The organism is Serratia sp. KG1D (assembly GCF_037150675.1).
Taxonomy (GTDB): domain Bacteria; phylum Pseudomonadota; class Gammaproteobacteria; order Enterobacterales; family Enterobacteriaceae; genus Serratia; species Serratia nematodiphila.
This window is the reverse complement of the sequence record NZ_JBAGIH010000001.1, coordinates 138,092-156,275: the sequence shown is the minus strand read 5'-3', so window position 1 is coordinate 156,275 and position 18,184 is coordinate 138,092. Positions and strand designations below refer to the sequence as shown.

Annotated in this window: 19 protein-coding genes; 8 read left to right on the top strand and 11 right to left on the bottom strand. The window is 60.8% G+C overall.

Translation table 11 applies throughout. The annotated features are described in order from the left end of the window. Nucleotides 1-26: 26 nt before the first annotated feature. The 4 genes from xseB to WFM45_RS00795 all read left to right on the top strand — a co-directional run bounded on the left by xseB (nt 27) and on the right by WFM45_RS00795 (nt 4,198). Nucleotides 27-290, top strand: coding sequence for an exodeoxyribonuclease VII small subunit (gene xseB, locus WFM45_RS00810; RefSeq protein WP_015376838.1), 264 nt, complete (start codon nt 27-29; stop codon nt 288-290). Between the two features lie 5 nt (nt 291-295). Further along, on the top strand, nt 296-1,216 hold the full coding sequence (gene ispA / locus WFM45_RS00805) for a (2E,6E)-farnesyl diphosphate synthase (protein ID WP_033634008.1): 921 nt from the start codon (nt 296-298) through the stop codon (nt 1,214-1,216). A 34-nt stretch (nt 1,217-1,250) separates the two neighbouring features. Beyond that, nucleotides 1,251-3,116 (top strand): 1-deoxy-D-xylulose-5-phosphate synthase, encoded by a 1,866-nt coding sequence (gene dxs / locus WFM45_RS00800; RefSeq protein ID WP_004940380.1) that lies wholly within the window; start codon nt 1,251-1,253, stop codon nt 3,114-3,116. 107 nt (nt 3,117-3,223) lie between these two features. After that, a complete protein-coding gene (locus WFM45_RS00795) occupies nt 3,224-4,198 on the top strand; it encodes an aldo/keto reductase (protein WP_033634009.1) in 975 nt (324 codons plus the stop codon). A 32-nt stretch (nt 4,199-4,230) separates the two neighbouring features. Here WFM45_RS00795 and pgpA read toward each other — a convergent pair whose 3' ends face one another. The 6 genes from pgpA to nrdR form a co-directional block, all read right to left on the bottom strand. After that, nucleotides 4,231-4,725, bottom strand: coding sequence for a phosphatidylglycerophosphatase A (gene pgpA, locus WFM45_RS00790; protein ID WP_033634010.1), 495 nt, complete (start codon nt 4,723-4,725; stop codon nt 4,231-4,233). After that, the gene (gene thiL / locus WFM45_RS00785; RefSeq protein ID WP_033634011.1) at nt 4,718-5,710 is read right to left on the bottom strand and encodes a thiamine-phosphate kinase; all 993 of its coding nucleotides are present in this window, start codon (nt 5,708-5,710) and stop codon (nt 4,718-4,720) included. Before thiL ends, pgpA begins: the two co-directional genes overlap by 8 nt. A 51-nt stretch (nt 5,711-5,761) precedes the next feature. Then, the gene (nusB, locus tag WFM45_RS00780; protein WP_004940384.1) at nt 5,762-6,178 is read right to left on the bottom strand and encodes a transcription antitermination factor NusB; all 417 of its coding nucleotides are present in this window, start codon (nt 6,176-6,178) and stop codon (nt 5,762-5,764) included. Between the two features lie 20 nt (nt 6,179-6,198). Further along, complete coding sequence (gene ribH, locus WFM45_RS00775) at nt 6,199-6,669, bottom strand: 6,7-dimethyl-8-ribityllumazine synthase (RefSeq protein WP_004940385.1); 471 nt, start codon at nt 6,667-6,669, stop codon at nt 6,199-6,201. 107 nt (nt 6,670-6,776) lie between these two features. After that, on the bottom strand, nt 6,777-7,886 hold the full coding sequence (gene ribD / locus WFM45_RS00770) for a bifunctional diaminohydroxyphosphoribosylaminopyrimidine deaminase/5-amino-6-(5-phosphoribosylamino)uracil reductase RibD (protein ID WP_021504683.1): 1,110 nt from the start codon (nt 7,884-7,886) through the stop codon (nt 6,777-6,779). A 10-nt stretch (nt 7,887-7,896) separates the two neighbouring features. After that, on the bottom strand, nt 7,897-8,346 hold the full coding sequence (gene nrdR, locus WFM45_RS00765) for a transcriptional regulator NrdR (protein WP_004940387.1): 450 nt from the start codon (nt 8,344-8,346) through the stop codon (nt 7,897-7,899). A 174-nt stretch (nt 8,347-8,520) separates the two neighbouring features. Between nrdR and WFM45_RS00760 the strand changes: the two genes are divergently transcribed. Beyond that, nucleotides 8,521-9,081: a DUF3251 domain-containing protein gene (locus tag WFM45_RS00760; protein WP_060558709.1), complete on the top strand. Its 561-nt coding sequence runs from the start codon at nt 8,521-8,523 to the stop codon at nt 9,079-9,081. A gap of 65 nt (nt 9,082-9,146) precedes the next feature. Here the strand turns inward: WFM45_RS00760 and secF are convergent, their stop codons facing one another. The 5 genes from secF to queA all read right to left on the bottom strand — a co-directional run bounded on the left by secF (nt 9,147) and on the right by queA (nt 14,631). After that, nucleotides 9,147-10,115, bottom strand: a complete 969-nt coding sequence (gene secF / locus WFM45_RS00755) for a protein translocase subunit SecF (protein ID WP_004940389.1) — start codon at nt 10,113-10,115, stop codon at nt 9,147-9,149. A 10-nt stretch (nt 10,116-10,125) separates the two neighbouring features. Beyond that, nucleotides 10,126-11,973, bottom strand: coding sequence for a protein translocase subunit SecD (gene secD, locus WFM45_RS00750; protein ID WP_004940390.1), 1,848 nt, complete (start codon nt 11,971-11,973; stop codon nt 10,126-10,128). Nucleotides 11,974-11,997: 24 nt separating this feature from the next. Further along, nucleotides 11,998-12,330, bottom strand: a complete 333-nt coding sequence (gene yajC, locus WFM45_RS00745; RefSeq protein ID WP_004940391.1) for a preprotein translocase subunit YajC — start codon at nt 12,328-12,330, stop codon at nt 11,998-12,000. A gap of 33 nt (nt 12,331-12,363) precedes the next feature. Then, on the bottom strand, nt 12,364-13,488 hold the full coding sequence (gene tgt / locus WFM45_RS00740) for a tRNA guanosine(34) transglycosylase Tgt (RefSeq protein ID WP_033634014.1): 1,125 nt from the start codon (nt 13,486-13,488) through the stop codon (nt 12,364-12,366). Between the two features lie 72 nt (nt 13,489-13,560). Continuing rightward, on the bottom strand, nt 13,561-14,631 hold the full coding sequence (gene queA / locus WFM45_RS00735) for a tRNA preQ1(34) S-adenosylmethionine ribosyltransferase-isomerase QueA (RefSeq protein ID WP_085336559.1): 1,071 nt from the start codon (nt 14,629-14,631) through the stop codon (nt 13,561-13,563). A gap of 120 nt (nt 14,632-14,751) precedes the next feature. Between queA and WFM45_RS00730 the strand changes: the two genes are divergently transcribed. The 3 genes from WFM45_RS00730 to ggt all read left to right on the top strand — a co-directional run bounded on the left by WFM45_RS00730 (nt 14,752) and on the right by ggt (nt 18,163). Next, entirely contained in the window at nt 14,752-15,333 is a 582-nt protein-coding gene (locus tag WFM45_RS00730) for an ACP phosphodiesterase (RefSeq protein WP_004940396.1), read from the top strand. Between the two features lie 229 nt (nt 15,334-15,562). After that, nucleotides 15,563-16,165 (top strand): peroxiredoxin C, encoded by a 603-nt coding sequence (locus tag WFM45_RS00725; protein WP_004940403.1) that lies wholly within the window; start codon nt 15,563-15,565, stop codon nt 16,163-16,165. Between the two features lie 234 nt (nt 16,166-16,399). Then, complete coding sequence (ggt, locus tag WFM45_RS00720) at nt 16,400-18,163, top strand: gamma-glutamyltransferase (RefSeq protein ID WP_060558705.1); 1,764 nt, start codon at nt 16,400-16,402, stop codon at nt 18,161-18,163. The last annotated feature ends 21 nt before the right edge of the window (nt 18,164-18,184 follow it).

Here is an 18,184-nt window from a genome sequence, read left to right as displayed (position 1 = left end):
TCACATGATGACGTAAAAAGAAAATTATGCCGAAAAAACCAGCACAATCAGCCAGTACAGAGCAAACAGCCAGCTTTGAAAGCGCCCTCGGCGAGCTGGAAAGCATCGTGACGCGTCTGGAGTCGGGCGAACTGCCGCTGGAAGACGCGCTGAACGAATTCGAACGCGGCGTGCAGCTGGCGCGCCAAGGCCAGCAGAAACTGCAACAGGCGGAACAGCGTGTGCAGATACTTCTTAACGACAGCGCCGACGATGCGGCGCTGGCGCCTTTCACACCGGATGCCGAGTAACCGACATGTCTGAGATCGCCCCATCGGCCGCTTTTGCCGATCAACTGCAGATTTTCCGCCAGCGGGCCGATCGCGCGCTGCTGGACTTCATCGCCCCGCTGCCGTTCAACGACGGCAACATGGTGGCGGCGATGCGTCACGGCGCCTTGCTGGGCGGCAAGCGCCTGCGTCCGTTCCTGGTGTACACCACCGGCCAGATGTTCGGCGTATCGCTGAGCAACCTGGACGCGCCGGCGGCGGCGGTGGAATGCATCCACGCCTACTCGCTGATCCATGACGATCTGCCGGCGATGGACGACGACGATCTGCGCCGTGGCCAGCCGACCTGTCATATTAAGTTCGGCGAAGCCAACGCGATCCTGGCCGGCGATGCGCTGCAAACGCTGGCGTTTTCGATCCTGGCCGATGCCGAGATGCCCGACGTGGCGCTGCGCGATCGGCTGGCGATGGTCTCCGAACTGGCGACCGCCAGCGGCGTCGCCGGCATGTGCGGCGGCCAATCGCTGGATCTGGAAGCTGAAGGCAAGCGCGTTGATCTGCAGGCGCTGGAACAGATCCACCGCCACAAAACCGGCGCGCTGATCCGCGCGGCGGTGCGCCTGGGCGCGCTGAGCGCCGGCGAAGCCGGGCGAGCGGCGCTGCCGCAGCTGGATCGTTACGCCGCCGCGGTTGGCCTGGCGTTCCAGGTGCAGGATGACATTTTGGACGTTGTCGGCGAGACTGAAAAGATCGGCAAGCGCCAGGGCGCGGACCAACAACACGGAAAGAGTACCTACCCGGCGTTGCTCGGGCTTGACAGCGCGAAAGCAAAAGCGTGGGATCTCTATCAGGAAGCATTAGCTGCATTAGACACTTTGGCAGCGCAATCTTATAACACAGCGCCATTGCGAGCGTTAGCCAGCTTCATTATTGAACGCGACAATTAACGTGTGACGTTAACTCCTCTGATATGAGTATCGAATGAGTCTTGATATAGCCAAATACCCAACCCTGGCGCTAGCGGAAAACCCCGAGGAACTCCGCTCACTGCCCAAAGAGAGCTTGCCGAAGCTGTGCGATGAGCTGCGGCAATACCTGCTGAACAGCGTCAGTCGTTCCAGCGGCCACTTTGCCTCCGGGCTGGGTACCGTCGAACTGACGGTGGCGTTGCATTTCGTCTACAACACGCCGTTCGATCATCTGGTGTGGGACGTCGGCCACCAGGCCTACCCGCACAAAATTCTGACCGGCCGCCGCGACCGGATCGCCACTATCCGGCAAAAGAACGGCTTGCACCCCTTCCCGTGGCGCGCCGAAAGCGAATACGACGTGCTGTCAGTCGGCCATTCGTCGACCTCGATCAGCGCCGGCCTCGGCATGGCGGTGGCGGCAGAGCGTGAAGGCAAGGGCCGCCGCACGGTGTGCGTGATCGGCGACGGCGCCATCACCGCCGGCATGGCGTTCGAAGCGATGAACCACGCCGGCGATATCAATCCGGACATGCTGGTGGTGCTGAACGACAACGAGATGTCGATCTCGGAAAACGTCGGCGCGCTGAACAACCATCTGGCGCAGCTACTGTCCGGCAAGCTTTACTCCACCCTGCGCGAAGGCGGCAAGAAAGTGCTGGCCGGCGTGCCGCCGATCAAGGAGCTGGTGAAACGCACCGAAGAGCACCTGAAAGGCATGGTGGTGCCAGGCACGCTGTTCGAAGAGCTGGGCTTCAACTACATCGGCCCGGTAGACGGCCACGACGTGCAGGGGCTGGTCGCCACGTTGAAAAACATGCGCGATCTGAAAGGCCCGCAGCTGTTGCACATCATGACCAAGAAAGGCCGCGGTTACGCGCCGGCGGAGAAGGACCCAATTAGCTTCCACGCGGTGCCGAAGTTCGATCCCGCCAGCGGCACGCTGCCGAAAAGCGCCGGCGGTCTGCCGACCTATTCGAAAATCTTCGGCGACTGGCTGTGTGAAACCGCCGCCAAAGACAGCTCACTGATGGCGATCACGCCGGCGATGCGCGAAGGCTCCGGCATGGTGCAGTTCTCTCGCGACTATCCGCAGCAATATTTCGATGTGGCGATCGCCGAACAGCACGCGGTCACCTTCGCCGCCGGGCTGGCGATCGGCGGCTACAAGCCGGTGGTGGCGATCTATTCCACCTTCCTGCAACGCGCCTACGATCAGTTGATCCATGACGTGGCGATCCAAAACCTGCCGGTGATGTTCGCCATCGATCGCGGCGGCATCGTCGGCGCCGACGGCCAGACCCACCAGGGGGCGTTCGATCTGTCGTTCATGCGCTGCATCCCGACCATGGTGATCATGACGCCGAGCGACGAAAACGAATGCCGCCAGATGCTGTATACCGGCTATCACTATAACGACGGCCCGAGCGCCGTGCGCTATCCGCGCGGCACCGGCACCGGCGCGGCGCTGGAGCCGCTCAACATGCTGCCGATCGGCAAAGGCGTGGTGCGCCGCCAGGGGGAAAAGATCGCCATTCTCAACTTCGGCACCCTCCTGCCGGAGGCCGCGCAAGCGGCGGAAGCGCTCAACGCCACGCTGGTCGACATGCGCTTCGTCAAGCCGCTGGACGAGCAGCTGGTGCTCGAACTGGCCGCCAGCCATGAAACGCTGGTCACGCTGGAAGAGAACGCCATCATGGGCGGCGCCGGCAGCGGCGTCAACGAACTGCTGATGGCCAAACGCCGTCCGGTGCCGGTGCTGAACCTCGGCCTGCCGGACAGCTTCGTCTCACAGGGCACCCAGGAAGAACTGCGCGCCGATCTGGGGCTGGACGCCGCCGGCATTCAGCGCCAAATCGAAACCTGGCTGGCGCAGTAATCGCCGCCCGCGCCTGATAAAACGCCTCCGCCTTCGGGGGCGTTTTCGTTTCCGCCCTCCGGGATCCGCGCTACAGTTACTGTCTGAGCTGTGAATGGGAGGCAAGCATGAAGTACCTGAAACTGGGCAACACCGATCTGAACGTCTCGCGCATCTGCCTGGGTTGCATGACCTATGGCGAACCGAACCGCGGCAATCACGCCTGGACGCTGCCGGAAGAGAGCAGCCGCCCGCTGCTGAAACAGGCGCTGGAAGCCGGCATCAACTTTTTCGACACCGCCAACAGCTATTCCGACGGCAGCAGCGAGGAGATCCTCGGCCGGGCGCTGCGCGACTATGCACGCCGCGAGGACGTCGTTATCGCCACCAAGGTCTATTTCCCGCTGAGCAATCTGAAGCGCGGTTTGTCGCGCGCCAACATCATGCAGTCCATCGACGACAGCCTGCGCCGTCTCGGCACCGACTATGTCGATTTGCTGCAAATCCACCGCTGGGATTACGAAACGCCGCTGGAAGAGACGCTGGAAGCGCTGCACGACGTGGTAAAAGCCGGTAAGGCTCGTTACATCGGCGCCTCCTCGATGTACGCCTGGCAGTTCGCCAAGGCGCTGTATACCGCCGATCTGCACGGCTGGACGCGCTTCGTCAGCATGCAGGATCAATACAACCTGATCCAGCGCGAAGAAGAGCGCGAGATGCACCCGCTGTGCGCCGCCGAAGGCATCGCCGTGCTGCCGTGGAGCCCGCTGGCACGCGGCCGCCTGACCCGCCCCTGGGGCGAAACTACCGCGCGGCTGGTCTCCGACCAGTTCGGCAAAAGCCTGTACGAGGAAACTGAAGGCATCGACGCCATCATCGCCGAACGCGTCGCCAGCCTCGCCGAAGAACGCGGCGTTTCACGCGCGCAGATCGCGCTGGCCTGGTTGCTGAACAAACCGGCGGTCAGCGCGCCGATCGTCGGCGCGTCACGCAGCGAGCAGTTGGATGACGCCATCGCCGCGGTCGATTTGAGTCTGTCGCCGCAAGAGGTGGCGGAACTGGAGACGGCTTACGTGCCGCATCGGGTGACGGGGTTTGAATAAGAGAAGCGGGCGCGAAACGCCGCGCCCGGCGGTCAGAACAGCCCGATCGGCCAGTGGTGGCCAATCAGGTAGATGATACCGGCGGACAGCACGCCGGCGATGATATCGTCGACCATGATGCCCATGCCGCCATGCACATTGCGGTCGAACCAACGGATCGGCCACGGCTTCCACATATCCAGAATGCGGAAGATGACGAAACCGGCGGCGACCCAGCGCCAGTCGTTGACCGGCAGCGCCATCAGCGTGATCCACATGCCGACGAACTCATCCCAGACGATGCTGCCGTGATCGTGCACCTTCATGTCTTTTGCCGTGCGGTGGCAAATATAGACGCCGATGCAAATGCTGAACATCACCGTCAGCGAGTAGAGCTGCCACGGCAGTTGGATCAGCAGCAGCCAGAACGGGATCGCCGCCAGCGATCCCATGGTACCCGGCATCACCGGCGACAAACCGCTGCCAAAACCGGTGGCCAGCAGGTGCCACGGATTGCTCATCCGCAGCCGGCGCTTGGCTTCATCCATGGTTGCCCGGCTCCGCATTGAAATGGTCGAACCCGACCCAGTCCAGCTCCACCGCCTCGTCGTTGCGATAATAGCGGATGCCTTCAGACAGCGGACCAATCTGACCGATACAGGTGTAGTCGGCCCCGAGGTGGCTCAGCGCCACTTCCAACGCGCCGCGGTTGATTTCCGGCACGGTGAAACACAGCTCGTAATCTTCGCCGCCCGCCAGCGCCCAACGCAGCGCCTGCTCGGCATCCGCGTGGCTGCTCAGCGCCTGCGACATCGGCAGCTCGTCCAGCACGATGCGTGCGCCACAGTCGCTGGCCTTCAGGATGTGTTTCAGATCGGAGATCAGGCCGTCGGAGATGTCGATCGCCGAGCTGGCCAGATCGCGCAGCGCCTGCCCCTGCAACACCCGCGGCTGCGGGCGCAGATGGCGAGCGATCAGGTAATCGCGCGCCGCCGTATCCGTCACCGCCAGACGATCCTGCAGGATCGCCAAACCGGCGGCGCTGTCGCCCAGCGTGCCGGTCACATAGATCCAGTCGCCGATGCGCGCGCCGCTGCGGGTCAACGCCCGGCCGGCCGGGATCAAGCCCTGAATGGTCAAGGTCATGCTCAGCGGGCCGCGCGTGGTATCGCCGCCGATCAGTTGCATGCCGTAATAGTTGAGCTGATCAAACAGGCTGTCGCTGAAGGCCTTCAGCCAGGGCTCGTTCACCTCCGGCAGGGTCAGGGCCAGCGAGAGCCACGCCGGATCGGCGCCCATCGCCGCCAGATCGCTGAGATTGACCGCCAGCGCTTTATAACCGAGATCGGCCGGATCGATATCCGGCAAGAAGTGCACGCCCGCCACCAACGTATCGGTACTGACGGCCACCAGCTGTTTTTCCGGCACTGCCAGCAGTGCGCAGTCATCTCCAATGCCCAACTGTACATCCCGGCGCACGCGCTTAAACCGGTCAAAATAGCGGGCAATGAGGTCAAATTCGCCGCATGCCATATCGATATTCCACGAGAAGAAATTAAGGCCGGGGATACCGGCCTTAATGTTTTACTTTTTCTTGCGAAGGGTTGGCGCCACTTTATCCAGCACCCCGTTCACAAACTTGTGGCTGTCTTCCGCGCCGAAGGTTTTCGCCAGCTCGATCGCTTCGTTGATCGCCACCTTGTAAGGGACATCCTCGCGCATTTTCAGTTCAAACAGCGCGACGCGCAGCACTGCGCGCTCCACCTGGCCCAGCTCTTCGAGCTGACGCGACAGGTATGGCGCCATCAGTTCGTCCAGCATACCTGCATTCACTGCCGCGCCGGACAGCAACTCGCGAAAATAGGCGACGTCAACATCTTTGACATCCTGCTCCGTCAGGAACTGGTGTTCAACATCGGCAAGGTCGTTTTTAGACAACTGCCAAGAGTAAAGCGCTTGAACAGCGCACTCACGAGCGCGGCGACGAGCAGCAGGTTTCACGGAATTCCCCTTAACTAAATTCAGGCTTTAATAGCTTTGATAACATTAATCATTTCAAGTGCGGTCAACGCGGCTTCAGCGCCCTTGTTGCCCGCTTTGGTGCCGGCGCGTTCGATCGCCTGTTCGATGCTTTCGGTGGTCAGCACGCCAAAGGCAACCGGGATTTCGGCATTCATCGCAACGTTGCCGATGCCGGAGCTGGCTTCGCCCGCCACATATTCGAAGTGCGCGGTGCCCCCACGGATAACGGTGCCCAGCGCGATAACCGCGTCGTATTTGCCGGTTTTGGCCAATACGCTCGCCGTCAGCGGCAGCTCGTAAGCGCCCGGGACCCAGACAACGGTGATGTTGTCGTCTGCAACCTGACCAATGCGTTTCAGCGCGTCGATGGCGCCTTCCAGCAGGCTGTCGTTGATGAAATTGTTAAAACGTGCAATTGCGATCGCCACACGGGCATTTGGAGTAGCAACAACACCTTCGATAACTTTCATGGGCTTTCCTTAAAAATGGGTTCAATACCCCGCAGGGGGGCGGATTCTATCATATTCTTTCATCGCCTGCGCGGCGCTTTTGTAAAACCGGCGCGCGGGCGCGAGATTCAGTGTTTCGCCCGCAGGCGCAAACGCAGATCGGGGCCAACCTGGCGCACGTCGCTAAAGACGAATTCCGGCGCGTCGGCCAACCGCTCCAGGCCCGGCAGGTGGCACAGGCCACGGCCATTATCGCCCAACAGTTTCGGCGCGATGTACAAAATGAGCTCATCCACCAGGCCGGCCTGCAGCAGCGCGCCGGCCAGCGATGCGCCCGCCTCCACCCAGATTGAATTCACCTGGCGCTTGGCCAACAGCATCATCATCACCACCAGATCGACGCCGCCGCCGTGCGCCGGACAGATAAACTGCTCAACGTCTTGCGGCCAGGCCTGTTCATCCGCCTGCAGGCGCGCCAGCCAGGTGGCGCCCGGCTGCTGCACCACGCGGTGCTGCGGGGTGATACGGTTTTGGCTGTCGAGCAGGATGCGCAGCGGCTGACGCAGATTTTCGCGCGGATAGAGGCGCTGGGTCTCGGCATCCAACTCATCCCAACGCACCGTCAGCGACGGATCGTCCGCCAGCACGGTGGCGCTGGTGCTGAGGATCGCGGCGCTCTGCGCGCGCAGGCGCTGCACGTCCTGACGCGCTTCGGGTGAGGTGATCCACTGGCTCTCGCCGGAGGCCATCGCCGTGCGCCCGTCCAGCGACGCGCCCAACTTCAGCTGTACATAGGGGAAACCGGTGCGCATGCGTTTGAGGAAGCCCAGGTTGACCGCTTCGGCTTCGGCCAGCATCAGGCCATGACGCACCTCGACGCCGGCCTGCTGCAGCTTGTACAGCCCGCGCCCCGCCACCTGCGGATTGGGATCTTGCATCGCCGCGACCACTCGCGTTACGCCGGCGGCCACCAGCGCATCGGCGCAGGGCGGCGTGCGGCCGTGATGGCTGCACGGTTCGAGCGTGACATAGGCGGTGGCGCCGCGCGCCTTGTCGCCCGCCATACGCAGCGCGTGCACTTCCGCGTGCGGCTCGCCGGCGCGCAAGTGATAGCCTTCACCGACAATTTCGCCGTCGCGCACGATAACGCAGCCGACGTTCGGATTGGGCGCGGTGGTGAAACGCCCCAGGCGCGCCAGTTCGAAGGCACGCGCCATGTAAAATTCGTCGTGATGCATGAAAGATCCTTTAGTCTTGCAGGCGGGCAATCTCTTCGCCGAACTCGCGCACGTCCTCGAAGCTGCGGTACACCGACGCAAAGCGAATGTAGGCCACCTTATCCAGCTTTTTCAACGCGTCCATCACCAGGTTGCCCACCAGTTTGGTCGGCACTTCGCGTTCGCCGGTGGCGCGCAGTTGGGATTTGATATGGTTAAGGGCGTTTTCCACGTCGTCCGAGCTTACCGGGCGCTTTTCCAGCGCTTTCAGCATGCCGCGGCGCAGTTTGTCTTCGTTGAACGGCTCGCGCACCTCATCGCTTTTAATCACTCGCGGCATCACCAGCTCGGCCACCTCGAAGGTGGTGAAGCGTTCATTGCACACCAGACATTGGCGGCGGCGGCGCACTTGCGAACCGTCCCCCACCAGGCGGGAATCAATGACTTTGGTATCAACGGCGGCGCAGAAAGGGCAATGCATAACACGTCCTGATAAACGTTTTTATAGATAAATGCAGTTTACCCCGAAGTGCAGCCACAACAAAGGGCGGCGGCCATTTGTTGCGACACGCAGCCGGGAAGCGGCGCCGATATGACTTTCCCCTCCGGGCGGACTAAGCTGATAACAGGAGATTCAGCATAGGAAATCGCCGTCATGACAACCTGTTACCCCAAAATCGCCCTGCTCGCCGCCGCCGTGTTGCTGGCAGGCTGCGCGCACAATCCCGCCGTCCCTCAACTGCGCCATCAGGTCGCCGCGCTGAACCAGAAAGTGAGCGTGCTGACCGATCAAACCACCGCGTTGGAGCGGCAGAATATGCTCAATCAGCACTCCGACAACGGCGTCTACCTGCTGCCGGCGGCCCGAAGCGCCGCCCGTTTGCAGAGCGGCATCGGCGAGCTGAGCGTTTCGCTGAGCCACATCAAGAGCGAAGCCAACGGCACGCAGGCGCAGCTGCATGTGCGCATCCTCTCACAGGCCACGCTGCCGCCGTTCAACGCGGTCGTGGAATGGGGCCAACTGGATGAGGCCACCGGCCGGCCGTTGACCGCCGAGGCGCTGTCGCAACCGATCGTCAGCGCCGACTCGCTGCTGCCGAAACCCGGTCAGGATTTCGAGCTGCGCTTCAGCGGCCTGACGCCGGAACAGCTCGGCTATATCCGTCTGCACAGTCTGGTTTCGACCGCCCAACCGGCGGTGGTGCAGCAACACTGAAAACTCGAGGCAAAAAAAAGGAGCGCCGATGGCGCTCCTTCTCATTTCGCTGAATACTGCGGCGGTTAAGGCAGAATCGAAGGCTGATCCGCGCCCTCTTTTTCCACTTTTTGCTGCAGCATGTGCTCGCGTTTCATCCCCAGCTTCAACGCCAGCGCGGACGCGACGTAGATGGAGGAAACGGTACCGATCGACACGCCGATCAGCATCGCCAGCGAGAAGCCTTGCAGCATCGCGCCACCGAAGATGTACAGCATCAGCACCACCATCAGGGTAGTACCGGAAGTCATCAGCGTACGGCTCAGCGTCTGGGTCAACGACACGTTCATGATCTCGTAAGGCGTGCCGCGGCGGATCTTGCGGAAGTTCTCACGAATACGGTCGGATACCACGATGCTGTCGTTCAGCGAGTAACCGATAACCGACATCAGGGACGCGACGATGGTCAGGTCAATCTCGATATGGAACAGCGACAGCACGCCCAGCGTGATGATCACGTCGTGCGCCAGCGCGATAACCGCCCCCAGCGCCAGGCGCCATTCGAAGCGGAAACCGACGTAGATCAGGATACAGATCAACGCCACCAGCAGCGCCATGCCGCCGGTTTGCGCCAGTTCGCTGCCCACGCTCGGGCCGACGAACTCGATGCGCTTCACGGTGGCGTTTTTATCCACCGAGTCGTTGATCACGCCGATCACCTTGTTGCCCAGTTCCTGGCCTGCGGTGCCGGTCGCCGGTGGCATGCGTACCATCACGTCGCGGCTGCTGCCGAAGTTCTGGATGATCGGATCCTGGAACCCGGCCTTCTCCAGCGTATCGCGCATCAGGTCGAGGTTAGCCGGCTTCTCCAGGTTGATTTCAATCACCGTACCGCCGGTGAAATCCAGACCCCAGTTAAACCCGCGCACCGACATGGTGACAATCGACGCGACCAACAGCAGCAACGAGATGCCGAAGGCCAAATAGTCCCAGCGCATAAAGTCGTAGACTTTACGGCCGTAGTTGAGTTGCTCAACAGTATAATCCTGTGCCACAACGCACTCCTCAGATAGACAGCTTGTTAATGCGTTTGCCGCCGTAAAGCAGGTTGACGATGGCTCGGGTACCGACAATCGCGGTGAACATGGACGTCGCCACACCGATAGCGGTGGTGATCGCAAAGCCCTTGATCGAACCGGTGCCCACTGCGTACAGGATGACCGCGGTGATCAGGGTGGTGATGTTGGCGTCGACGATACTGGAGAACGCGCCTTTATAGCCCTCATGGATCGCCTGCTGAACGGACCTGCCGTTCTTCAGCTCCTCCTTGATACGTTCGTTAATCAGTACGTTGGCGTCAACCGCCACCGCCAGCGTCAACACGATCCCGGCAATGCCCGGCATGGTCAGCGTCGCCCCCGGCAACAGAGACATCACGCCGACGATCAGCACCAGGTTGGCGACCAGCGCCGTGGTGGCGATCACGCCGAACTTACGGTACCAGACCACCATGAAGACGATGGACGCCACCAGGCCCCACAGACAGGCTTCCAGACCTTGGGTGATGTTCTGCTGACCCAGGGTTGGACCGATGGTGCGCTCTTCGACGATCTGAATCGGCGCGATCAGCGCACCCGCACGCAGCAGCAGCGAAAGCTGGCGCGCTTCGTTCGGGTTGCCGATGCCGGTGATGCGGAAGCTGTTGCCCAGACGCGACTGAATGTTCGCCACGTTGATCACTTCTTCCTGTTTCACCAGCACCGCACGGCCGTTGGCGTCTTTCTTGCCGCTGTCCTTATACTCCACGAACAGAGTCGCCATCGGCTTGCCGATGTTGTCCTTGGTGAAGTTGGACATCGACGTGCCGCCGGCGCTGTCCAGCGAGATGTTAACCTGCGGCTGGTTGTATTCGTCGGTGCTCGAAGTGGAGTCGGTGATGTGGTCACCGGTCAGGATCACGCGCTTGTACAGCACGATCGGCTGGCCGTCACGGGTGTATTTCACCTCGGAGTCGCCCGGCACGCGGCCGTTGGCCGCCGCAGTGGCATCCGCATTGGTGTTCACCAGACGGAACTCCAGGGTCGCGGTGGCGCCCAGAATTTCTTTGGCGCGCGCGGTGTCCTGAATGCCCGGCAGCTCAACCACGATGCGGTCGGCGCCCTGGCGCTGCACCAGCGGTTCGGCGACGCCGAGCTGGTTGACGCGGTTACGCAGGATAGTGATGTTCTGCTGTACGGCGTATTCGCGCGCTTCGCTCAGACGGGCGTCCGTCAGGTTGGCTTTCATGGTGTTGGCGCCATTGGCGGACAGCACCAGATCGCGCTGACGCGGGCCGATGTAGCTGATGGCCTGGTCACGGGCCGCATCGTCGCGGAAGCGAACTTCCACGCCGTTGTTGTCCAGCTTGCGGATAGACGCGTAAGGAATGCCCTTCTCACGCAGCTCGCTGCGCAGGGTATCCATGGTCTGTTCCTGCAGCTTGCTCAACGCGGTGTCCATGTCCACTTCCATCAGGAAGTGCACGCCGCCGCGCAGGTCCAGGCCGAGTTTCATCGGCTCTGCGCCCAGCATGGCCAGCCAGGTCGGCGTGGCCGGCGCCAGGTTCAGCGCCACGACGAATTTGTCACCCAGCTCGGTCACCAGCGCTTCGCGGGCGCGCAGCTGAACGTCAGGATCTTTAAAGCGAGCCAGGATGGCGCCATTTTCCAGCGCAATCGACTTGCTCGCGATGTTGTCTTTTTCTAATACGGTACGGACCTGGTCCAGCGTAGTTTCACTGGCGGCGACGCCGCGCGCGCCAGTGATTTGTACGGCCGGATCCTCACCGTAGATGTTGGGAAGCGCATAAAGCAGACCGACGAGGATCACGACGATCAACATCAGATACTTCCACAAAGGATAACGGTTTAGCACGGCAATTCCCTTCGGGAAAAAAGATTACAGGGCCTTCATGGTACCTTTCGGCAGAACGGCCGCCACGAAGTCACGCTTGATCATCACTTCCGTGGTGTCGTTCAGCGCGATGGCGATGATGCCGGTGTCGGCCACTTTGGTCACGCGACCGATCAGGCCGCCGGTGGTCAGCACTTCGTCGCCTTTACCGATGGAGTCCATCAGCTTCTTGTGATCTTTCGCGCGTTTCTGCTGTGGGCGCAGGATCATGAAGTAGAAGATCAGGCCGAACACCACCAGCATAATGATCAGAGAGTACGGGCTTCCCTGAGCCGGAGCCCCTGCGGATGCGACGGCGTCAGAAATGAAAAAGCTCATTGAAATTCCCTCATTAAGTTATCAATTATTAGATCAAGCGTTTAAAGGCGGAATCGGCTTGCCGATCCGACCATAGAAATCCGCAACAAACTGCTCTAATTTACCCTCTTCGATAGCCTGGCGTAAACCCGCCATCAGGCGCTGGTAGTGACGCAGGTTATGAATCGTGTTCAGTCGAGCACCCAATATTTCGTTGCAACGGTCGAGATGGTGCAAGTAGGCGCGGCTGTAATGGCGACAAGTGTAGCAATCACAGTCCTTATCCAGCGGAGAAGTATCATCCTTGTGCTTGGCATTACGGATTTTTACCACACCGTCAGTCACGAACAAATGGCCGTTGCGGGCGTTGCGGGTCGGCATGACGCAATCGAACATGTCGATGCCGCGGCGCACGCCTTCCACCAAATCTTCCGGCTTGCCGACGCCCATCAAATAGCGTGGCTTATCTTCCGGAATTTGCGGGCAAACGTGTTCAAGAATGCGATGCATATCCTCTTTCGGCTCGCCTACAGCCAAGCCGCCCACAGCGTACCCGTCAAAGCCGATATCCACCAGCCCTTTGACGGAAACATCACGTAAATCTTCGTAAACGCCGCCCTGAATGATGCCGAACAGCGCATTTTTATTTTCCAGTTCGTCGAAACGCTTGCGGCTGCGCTGTGCCCAACGCAGCGACATTTCCATCGAACGCTTGGCGTAGTCCCAGTCGGCCGGGTATGGCGTGCATTCGTCGAAGATCATCACGATGTCGGAGCCCAGGTCATACTGGATCTCCATCGATTTTTCCGGGCTCAGGAACACCTTGTCGCCGTTGATCGGGTTGCGGAAGTACACGCCTTCCTCTTTGATCTTGCGCATCGCCCCCAGGCTGAACACCTGGAAACCGCCGGAGTCGGTGAGGATCGGACCTGGCCACTGCATGAAGTCGTGCAGATCGCCGTGCAGTTTCATGATCTCCTGGCCCGGGCGCAGCCACAGGTGGAAGGTGTTGCCCAGCAGGATCTGCGCGCCGGTCTCTTTCACTTCTTCCGGCGTCATGCCCTTGACCGTACCGTAGGTACCGACCGGCATAAAGGCCGGGGTTTCCACCACGCCGCGGTCGAAAATCAGGCGGCCGCGGCGAGCGCGGCCATCGGTAGTTTGTAGTTCGTACTTCACAAAGCCTCCAGCATCAGAGAAACAGTCTGATGTCGTTGAAACGGGGCCGCGCCGTGCGCGCAGCCCGGGAATTTAGCCGCCGACGGATTCGTTTTCCGCCCGCGGGTTACGGCTGATGAACATCGCATCGCCGTAGCTGAAAAAGCGATACTGCTCGGCCACCGCCTGCTGATAGGCGTTCATGGTATTTTTATAGCCGGCGAAGGCCGACACCAGCATGATCAGGGTGGATTCAGGCAGGTGGAAGTTGGTCACCAGCGCGTCGATCACCTGGTAGTGATAGCCCGGATAGATAAAGATGCTGGTGTCGCCGAAGAACGGCGCAATCAGCGCCTCTTTGCTGGCCGCCGCGGCGCTTTCCAGCGAACGCACCGAGGTGGTGCCCACCGCCACCACGCGCTTGCCGCGCGCTTTGCAGGCCAGCACCGCATCGACCACCTCCTGCGGCACTTCGGCGTATTCGGCGTGCATCACGTGATCTTCGATGGTTTCCACGCGCACCGGCTGGAAGGTGCCGGCGCCGACGTGCAGCGTCACGAACGCCATTTCCACGCCCTTGGCGCGCAGCGCCGCCAGCAGCGGTTCGTCGAAATGCAGGCCGGCGGTCGGCGCGGCGACCGCGCCCGGCTTCTCGCTGTAGACCGTCTGATACAGCTCGCGGTCGGCGTCTTCATCCGGGCGAGCGATATACGGCGGCAGCGGCATATGGCCGGCCGCGTTGAGAATGGTGAATACGTCGCGCTCGTCGTTGAAACGCAGCTCGAACAGCGTCTCATGGCGCGCCACCATGGTGGCGGCGATGCTCTCGTCATCCCCCAGCAGCAGCTCGGCGCCCGGCTTCGGCGCTTTCGACGCGCGCACGTGCGCCAGCACGCGATGGTCGTCCAACACGCGCTCCACCAGCACTTCAATCTTGCCGCCGCTGACCTTGCGGCCGAACATCCGCGCCGGGATCACGCGGGTATTGTTGAACACCAGCAGATCGCCGGCCTCCAGCTTGTCCAGCAGATCGGTGAATATACCATGCGTCAGCGCCCCGCTCGGCCCGTCCAGCTGCAGCAGGCGGCATGCGCTGCGCTCGGCCTGGGGATAATGGGCAATCAGGGATTCGGGAAGTTCAAACGAAAAATCAGCGACGCGCATGGGTATTCACTTCTTCAATTTAGGGCTGGTTGGTAAAAAACAGGCGGCCTAGTCTAAAGCCGGGGGCGGTCAGCGGCAAGAAATAAGGAGGATTTGCCTGACTTCAGGTATAGTTGAGGGATGAATTTTCTCGCTCATCTTCACCTGGCCATGCTGGCGGACAGCTCGCTGCTGGGCAACCTGCTGGCCGACTTCGTGCGCGGCAATCCCGCCGCCGACTACCAGCCCGACGTGGTGGCCGGCATCATGATGCACCGCCGCGTCGACGTGTTGACCGACAGCCTGCCGCAGGTCAAAACCAGCCGCGACTATTTCAGCGCCCCCTACCGCCGCGTGGCGCCGATCACCCTCGACGTGGTGTGGGACCATTTTTTGGCGCGCCACTGGCAGCAGCTGGAGCCCTCGCGCGATCTGCACCAGTTTACCCAGGAAGCCCGCAGCCAGATCGAACCTTACCTGCCGCTCACGCCGCCGCGTTTTCAGAACCTGAACGGCTATCTGTGGCCGGAGCGCTGGCTGGAACGCTACGCCGAATTGCCGTTCATCGCCCGAGTGTTGCAGGGCATGGCCAGCCGCCGCCCGCGCCTCGAAGCGCTGGCCGGCTCGTTCGCCGATGTCGAACAACATTATCATCAGCTTGAAACACAATTCTGGCAGTTTTATCCGCAAATGATGCGGCAGGCGAAGGAAAAAACGCTCTGAGGTCAAGCCCAAGCGTTTGAAATTGCTGCGCCTTGCAAGAATTTACGTTTTGCCGCTTGCCCTTTTGTGGGAAAAGGTTATTTTTAAAGCTCGATAAAATATATCAACGACTTTGATAGGTGAAAGCTATCTCATCGATTGGTCTTTTACCCTTTATTCACCAAGTCACGGCCCCTATACTGGCCCTTGCTTTTACATCCACCCTTTAACACCTATTACAGGAGTAATTATGGTCCTGGTAACTCGTCAAGCCCCTGACTTCACTGCAGCTGCCGTACTGGGTAGCGGCGAAATCGTTGAAAACTTCAACCTGAAGAAGCACCTGAACGGCAAACCAGCCGTGCTGTTCTTCTGGCCAATGGACTTCACCTTCGTATGCCCTTCCGAGCTGATCGCTTTCGATCACCGCTATGAAGAGTTCCAGAAGCGTGGCGTTGAAGTGGTTGGCGTTTCCTTCGACTCAGAATTCGTTCACAACGCATGGCGTAAAACCCCTGTCGACAAAGGCGGCATCGGTGAAGTGAAATACGCAATGGTTGCTGACGTTAAGCGTGAAATCCAGAAAGCTTACGGCATCGAACACCCGGAAGCCGGCGTTGCGCTGCGCGGCTCCTTCCTGATCGACAAAGACGGCATCGTACGTGCTCAGGTGGTTAACGACCTGCCAATCGGCCGTAACATCGACGAAATGATCCGTACCGTTGACGCGCTGCAATTCCACGAAGAGCACGGTGAAGTGTGCCCGGCTCAGTGGGAAAAAGGCAAAGCAGGTATGGGCGCTTCCCCAGACGGCGTGGCAAAATACCTGTCTGAAAACGCTGCCAAGCTGTAATTTCAGCCTGATAGTGAATCAACCGGCCCCCGCGGCCGGTTTTTTTATGCTCCATTTTGGGGCAGCCCGCCCGCCTTCAGTGCTTTATTTCCCTGTTTCCGCTCACATTTCCCACCCTGTTCACCGCGCGTACGCCCATCTGCGGCTACTATCAATAACGCTGGCTCGCGCTTTGCAAGTGAGTAACGGCAAGCAAACACAACACAATAAAAAACTGACAGGGTAGGAATAACTATGTTTTTACAGAAATGGAGCAAACCCCTGACCATGGCGGCGCTGCTGGTCAGCGGCAGCCTGTACGCGGCATCCAACCCAGCGGTGGAGGCCCAAAACGGCATGGTGGTCACCTCGCAGCATCTGGCCTCGCAGGTCGGGGTGGATATCCTGAAAATGGGCGGCAACGCCATCGACGCCGCCGTGGCGGTCGGCTATGCGCAAGCGGTGGTTAACCCCTGCTGCGGCAACATCGGCGGCGGCGGCTTTATGACCGTCCACCTGGCGGACGGCACCGATACCTTCATCAACTTCCGCGAAACCGCGCCGGCGGCGGCCAGCGCCAACATGTATCTGGACGCCGACGGCAAGGTGAAAAAAGACGCCAGCCTGTACGGCTATCTGGCGGCGGGCGTGCCGGGCACCGTGCTGGGGATGGAAACCGCGCGTGAGAAGTACGGAAAGCTGAGCCGCGAACAGGTGCTGGCGCCGGCGATCAAGCTGGCGCGCGAAGGTTTTGTGCTGACCCGCGCCGACACCGATATCCTCGACACCACCATCGCACGCTTCAAGCAGGATCCCGAATCGGCCAAAATCTTCCTGCGCCCGGACGGCAGCCCGCTGCAGCCGGGGGATAAACTGGTGCAAACCGATCTGGCCAACACGCTGGAGGCCATCGCCAAAGGCGGAACCGACGCCTTCTATAAAGGCAAGATCCCGCAGGCGGTGGAGGCGGCGGCCAAACAGGGCGGCGGCATTTTGACGGCGGCCGACTTCGCCAACTACAAGGTCACCGAAACGCCGCCGATCACCTGCAGCTATCGCGGCTACAAGTTCGTGTCGGCGCCGCCTCCCAGCTCCGGCGGCGTGACGCTGTGCGAAATCCTCAACGTGGTGGAAGGCTATGATCTGAAAAGCATGGGCTTCAACTCGGCGGCGGCCATTCACACCATGACCGAAGCGATGCGTCATGCCTACATGGATCGCAACACCTACCTGGGCGACCCGGAATTCATCAAGAACCCGATCGACCGGCTGGTGAGCAAGAGCTACGCCGAACAGATCCGCAAGAAAATCGTCGCGGACAAGGCCACGCCGTCGGAAAACGTGCAGCCCGGCATGGAGCCGCATGAGAAGCCGGAAACCACCCACTATTCGATTGTCGATCACGACGGCAACGCGGTCTCCACCACCTATACCGTCAACGGCCGCTTCGGCGCTGTCGTCATCGCACCGGGCACCGGCTTCTTCCTCAATGACGAGATGGACGACTTTACGGTGAAAGTGGGCGAGAAAAACCTGTACGGGCTGGTGCAGGGCACCGCCAACAGTATTGCCCCCGGTAAGCGCCCACTATCGTCGATGAGCCCGACACTGGTGACCAAGGACAACAAGATCTTTATGGTGCTGGGCTCGCCGGGCGGTTCGCGCATTATCACCATCACCCTGCAGACCGCGTTGAACGTGATCGACCACGGCATGGCGCCGCAGGAAGCGGTGGACGCACCGCGCATCCATCACCAATGGTTGCCGGATGAGGTGTACTACGAACAGCGCGGCGTTTCCGCCGATACGCTGAAGCTGCTGAGCGGTATGGGCTACAAGATGGTCGAGCAAACGCCGTGGGGCGCCGCCGAACTGATTCTGGTCGGTTTGCCGGGCGCGGCGGGCGTCAGCCCGGCCAACTCCGGCAACGATTCGGCGGTTTCCGGTAAAGTGCGTGAAGGCTACCTGTACGGCGCCAACGACGTGCGCCGTCCGGCAGGCTCCGCGGTCGGTTACTGATGTAAATACCCACTCACCTTA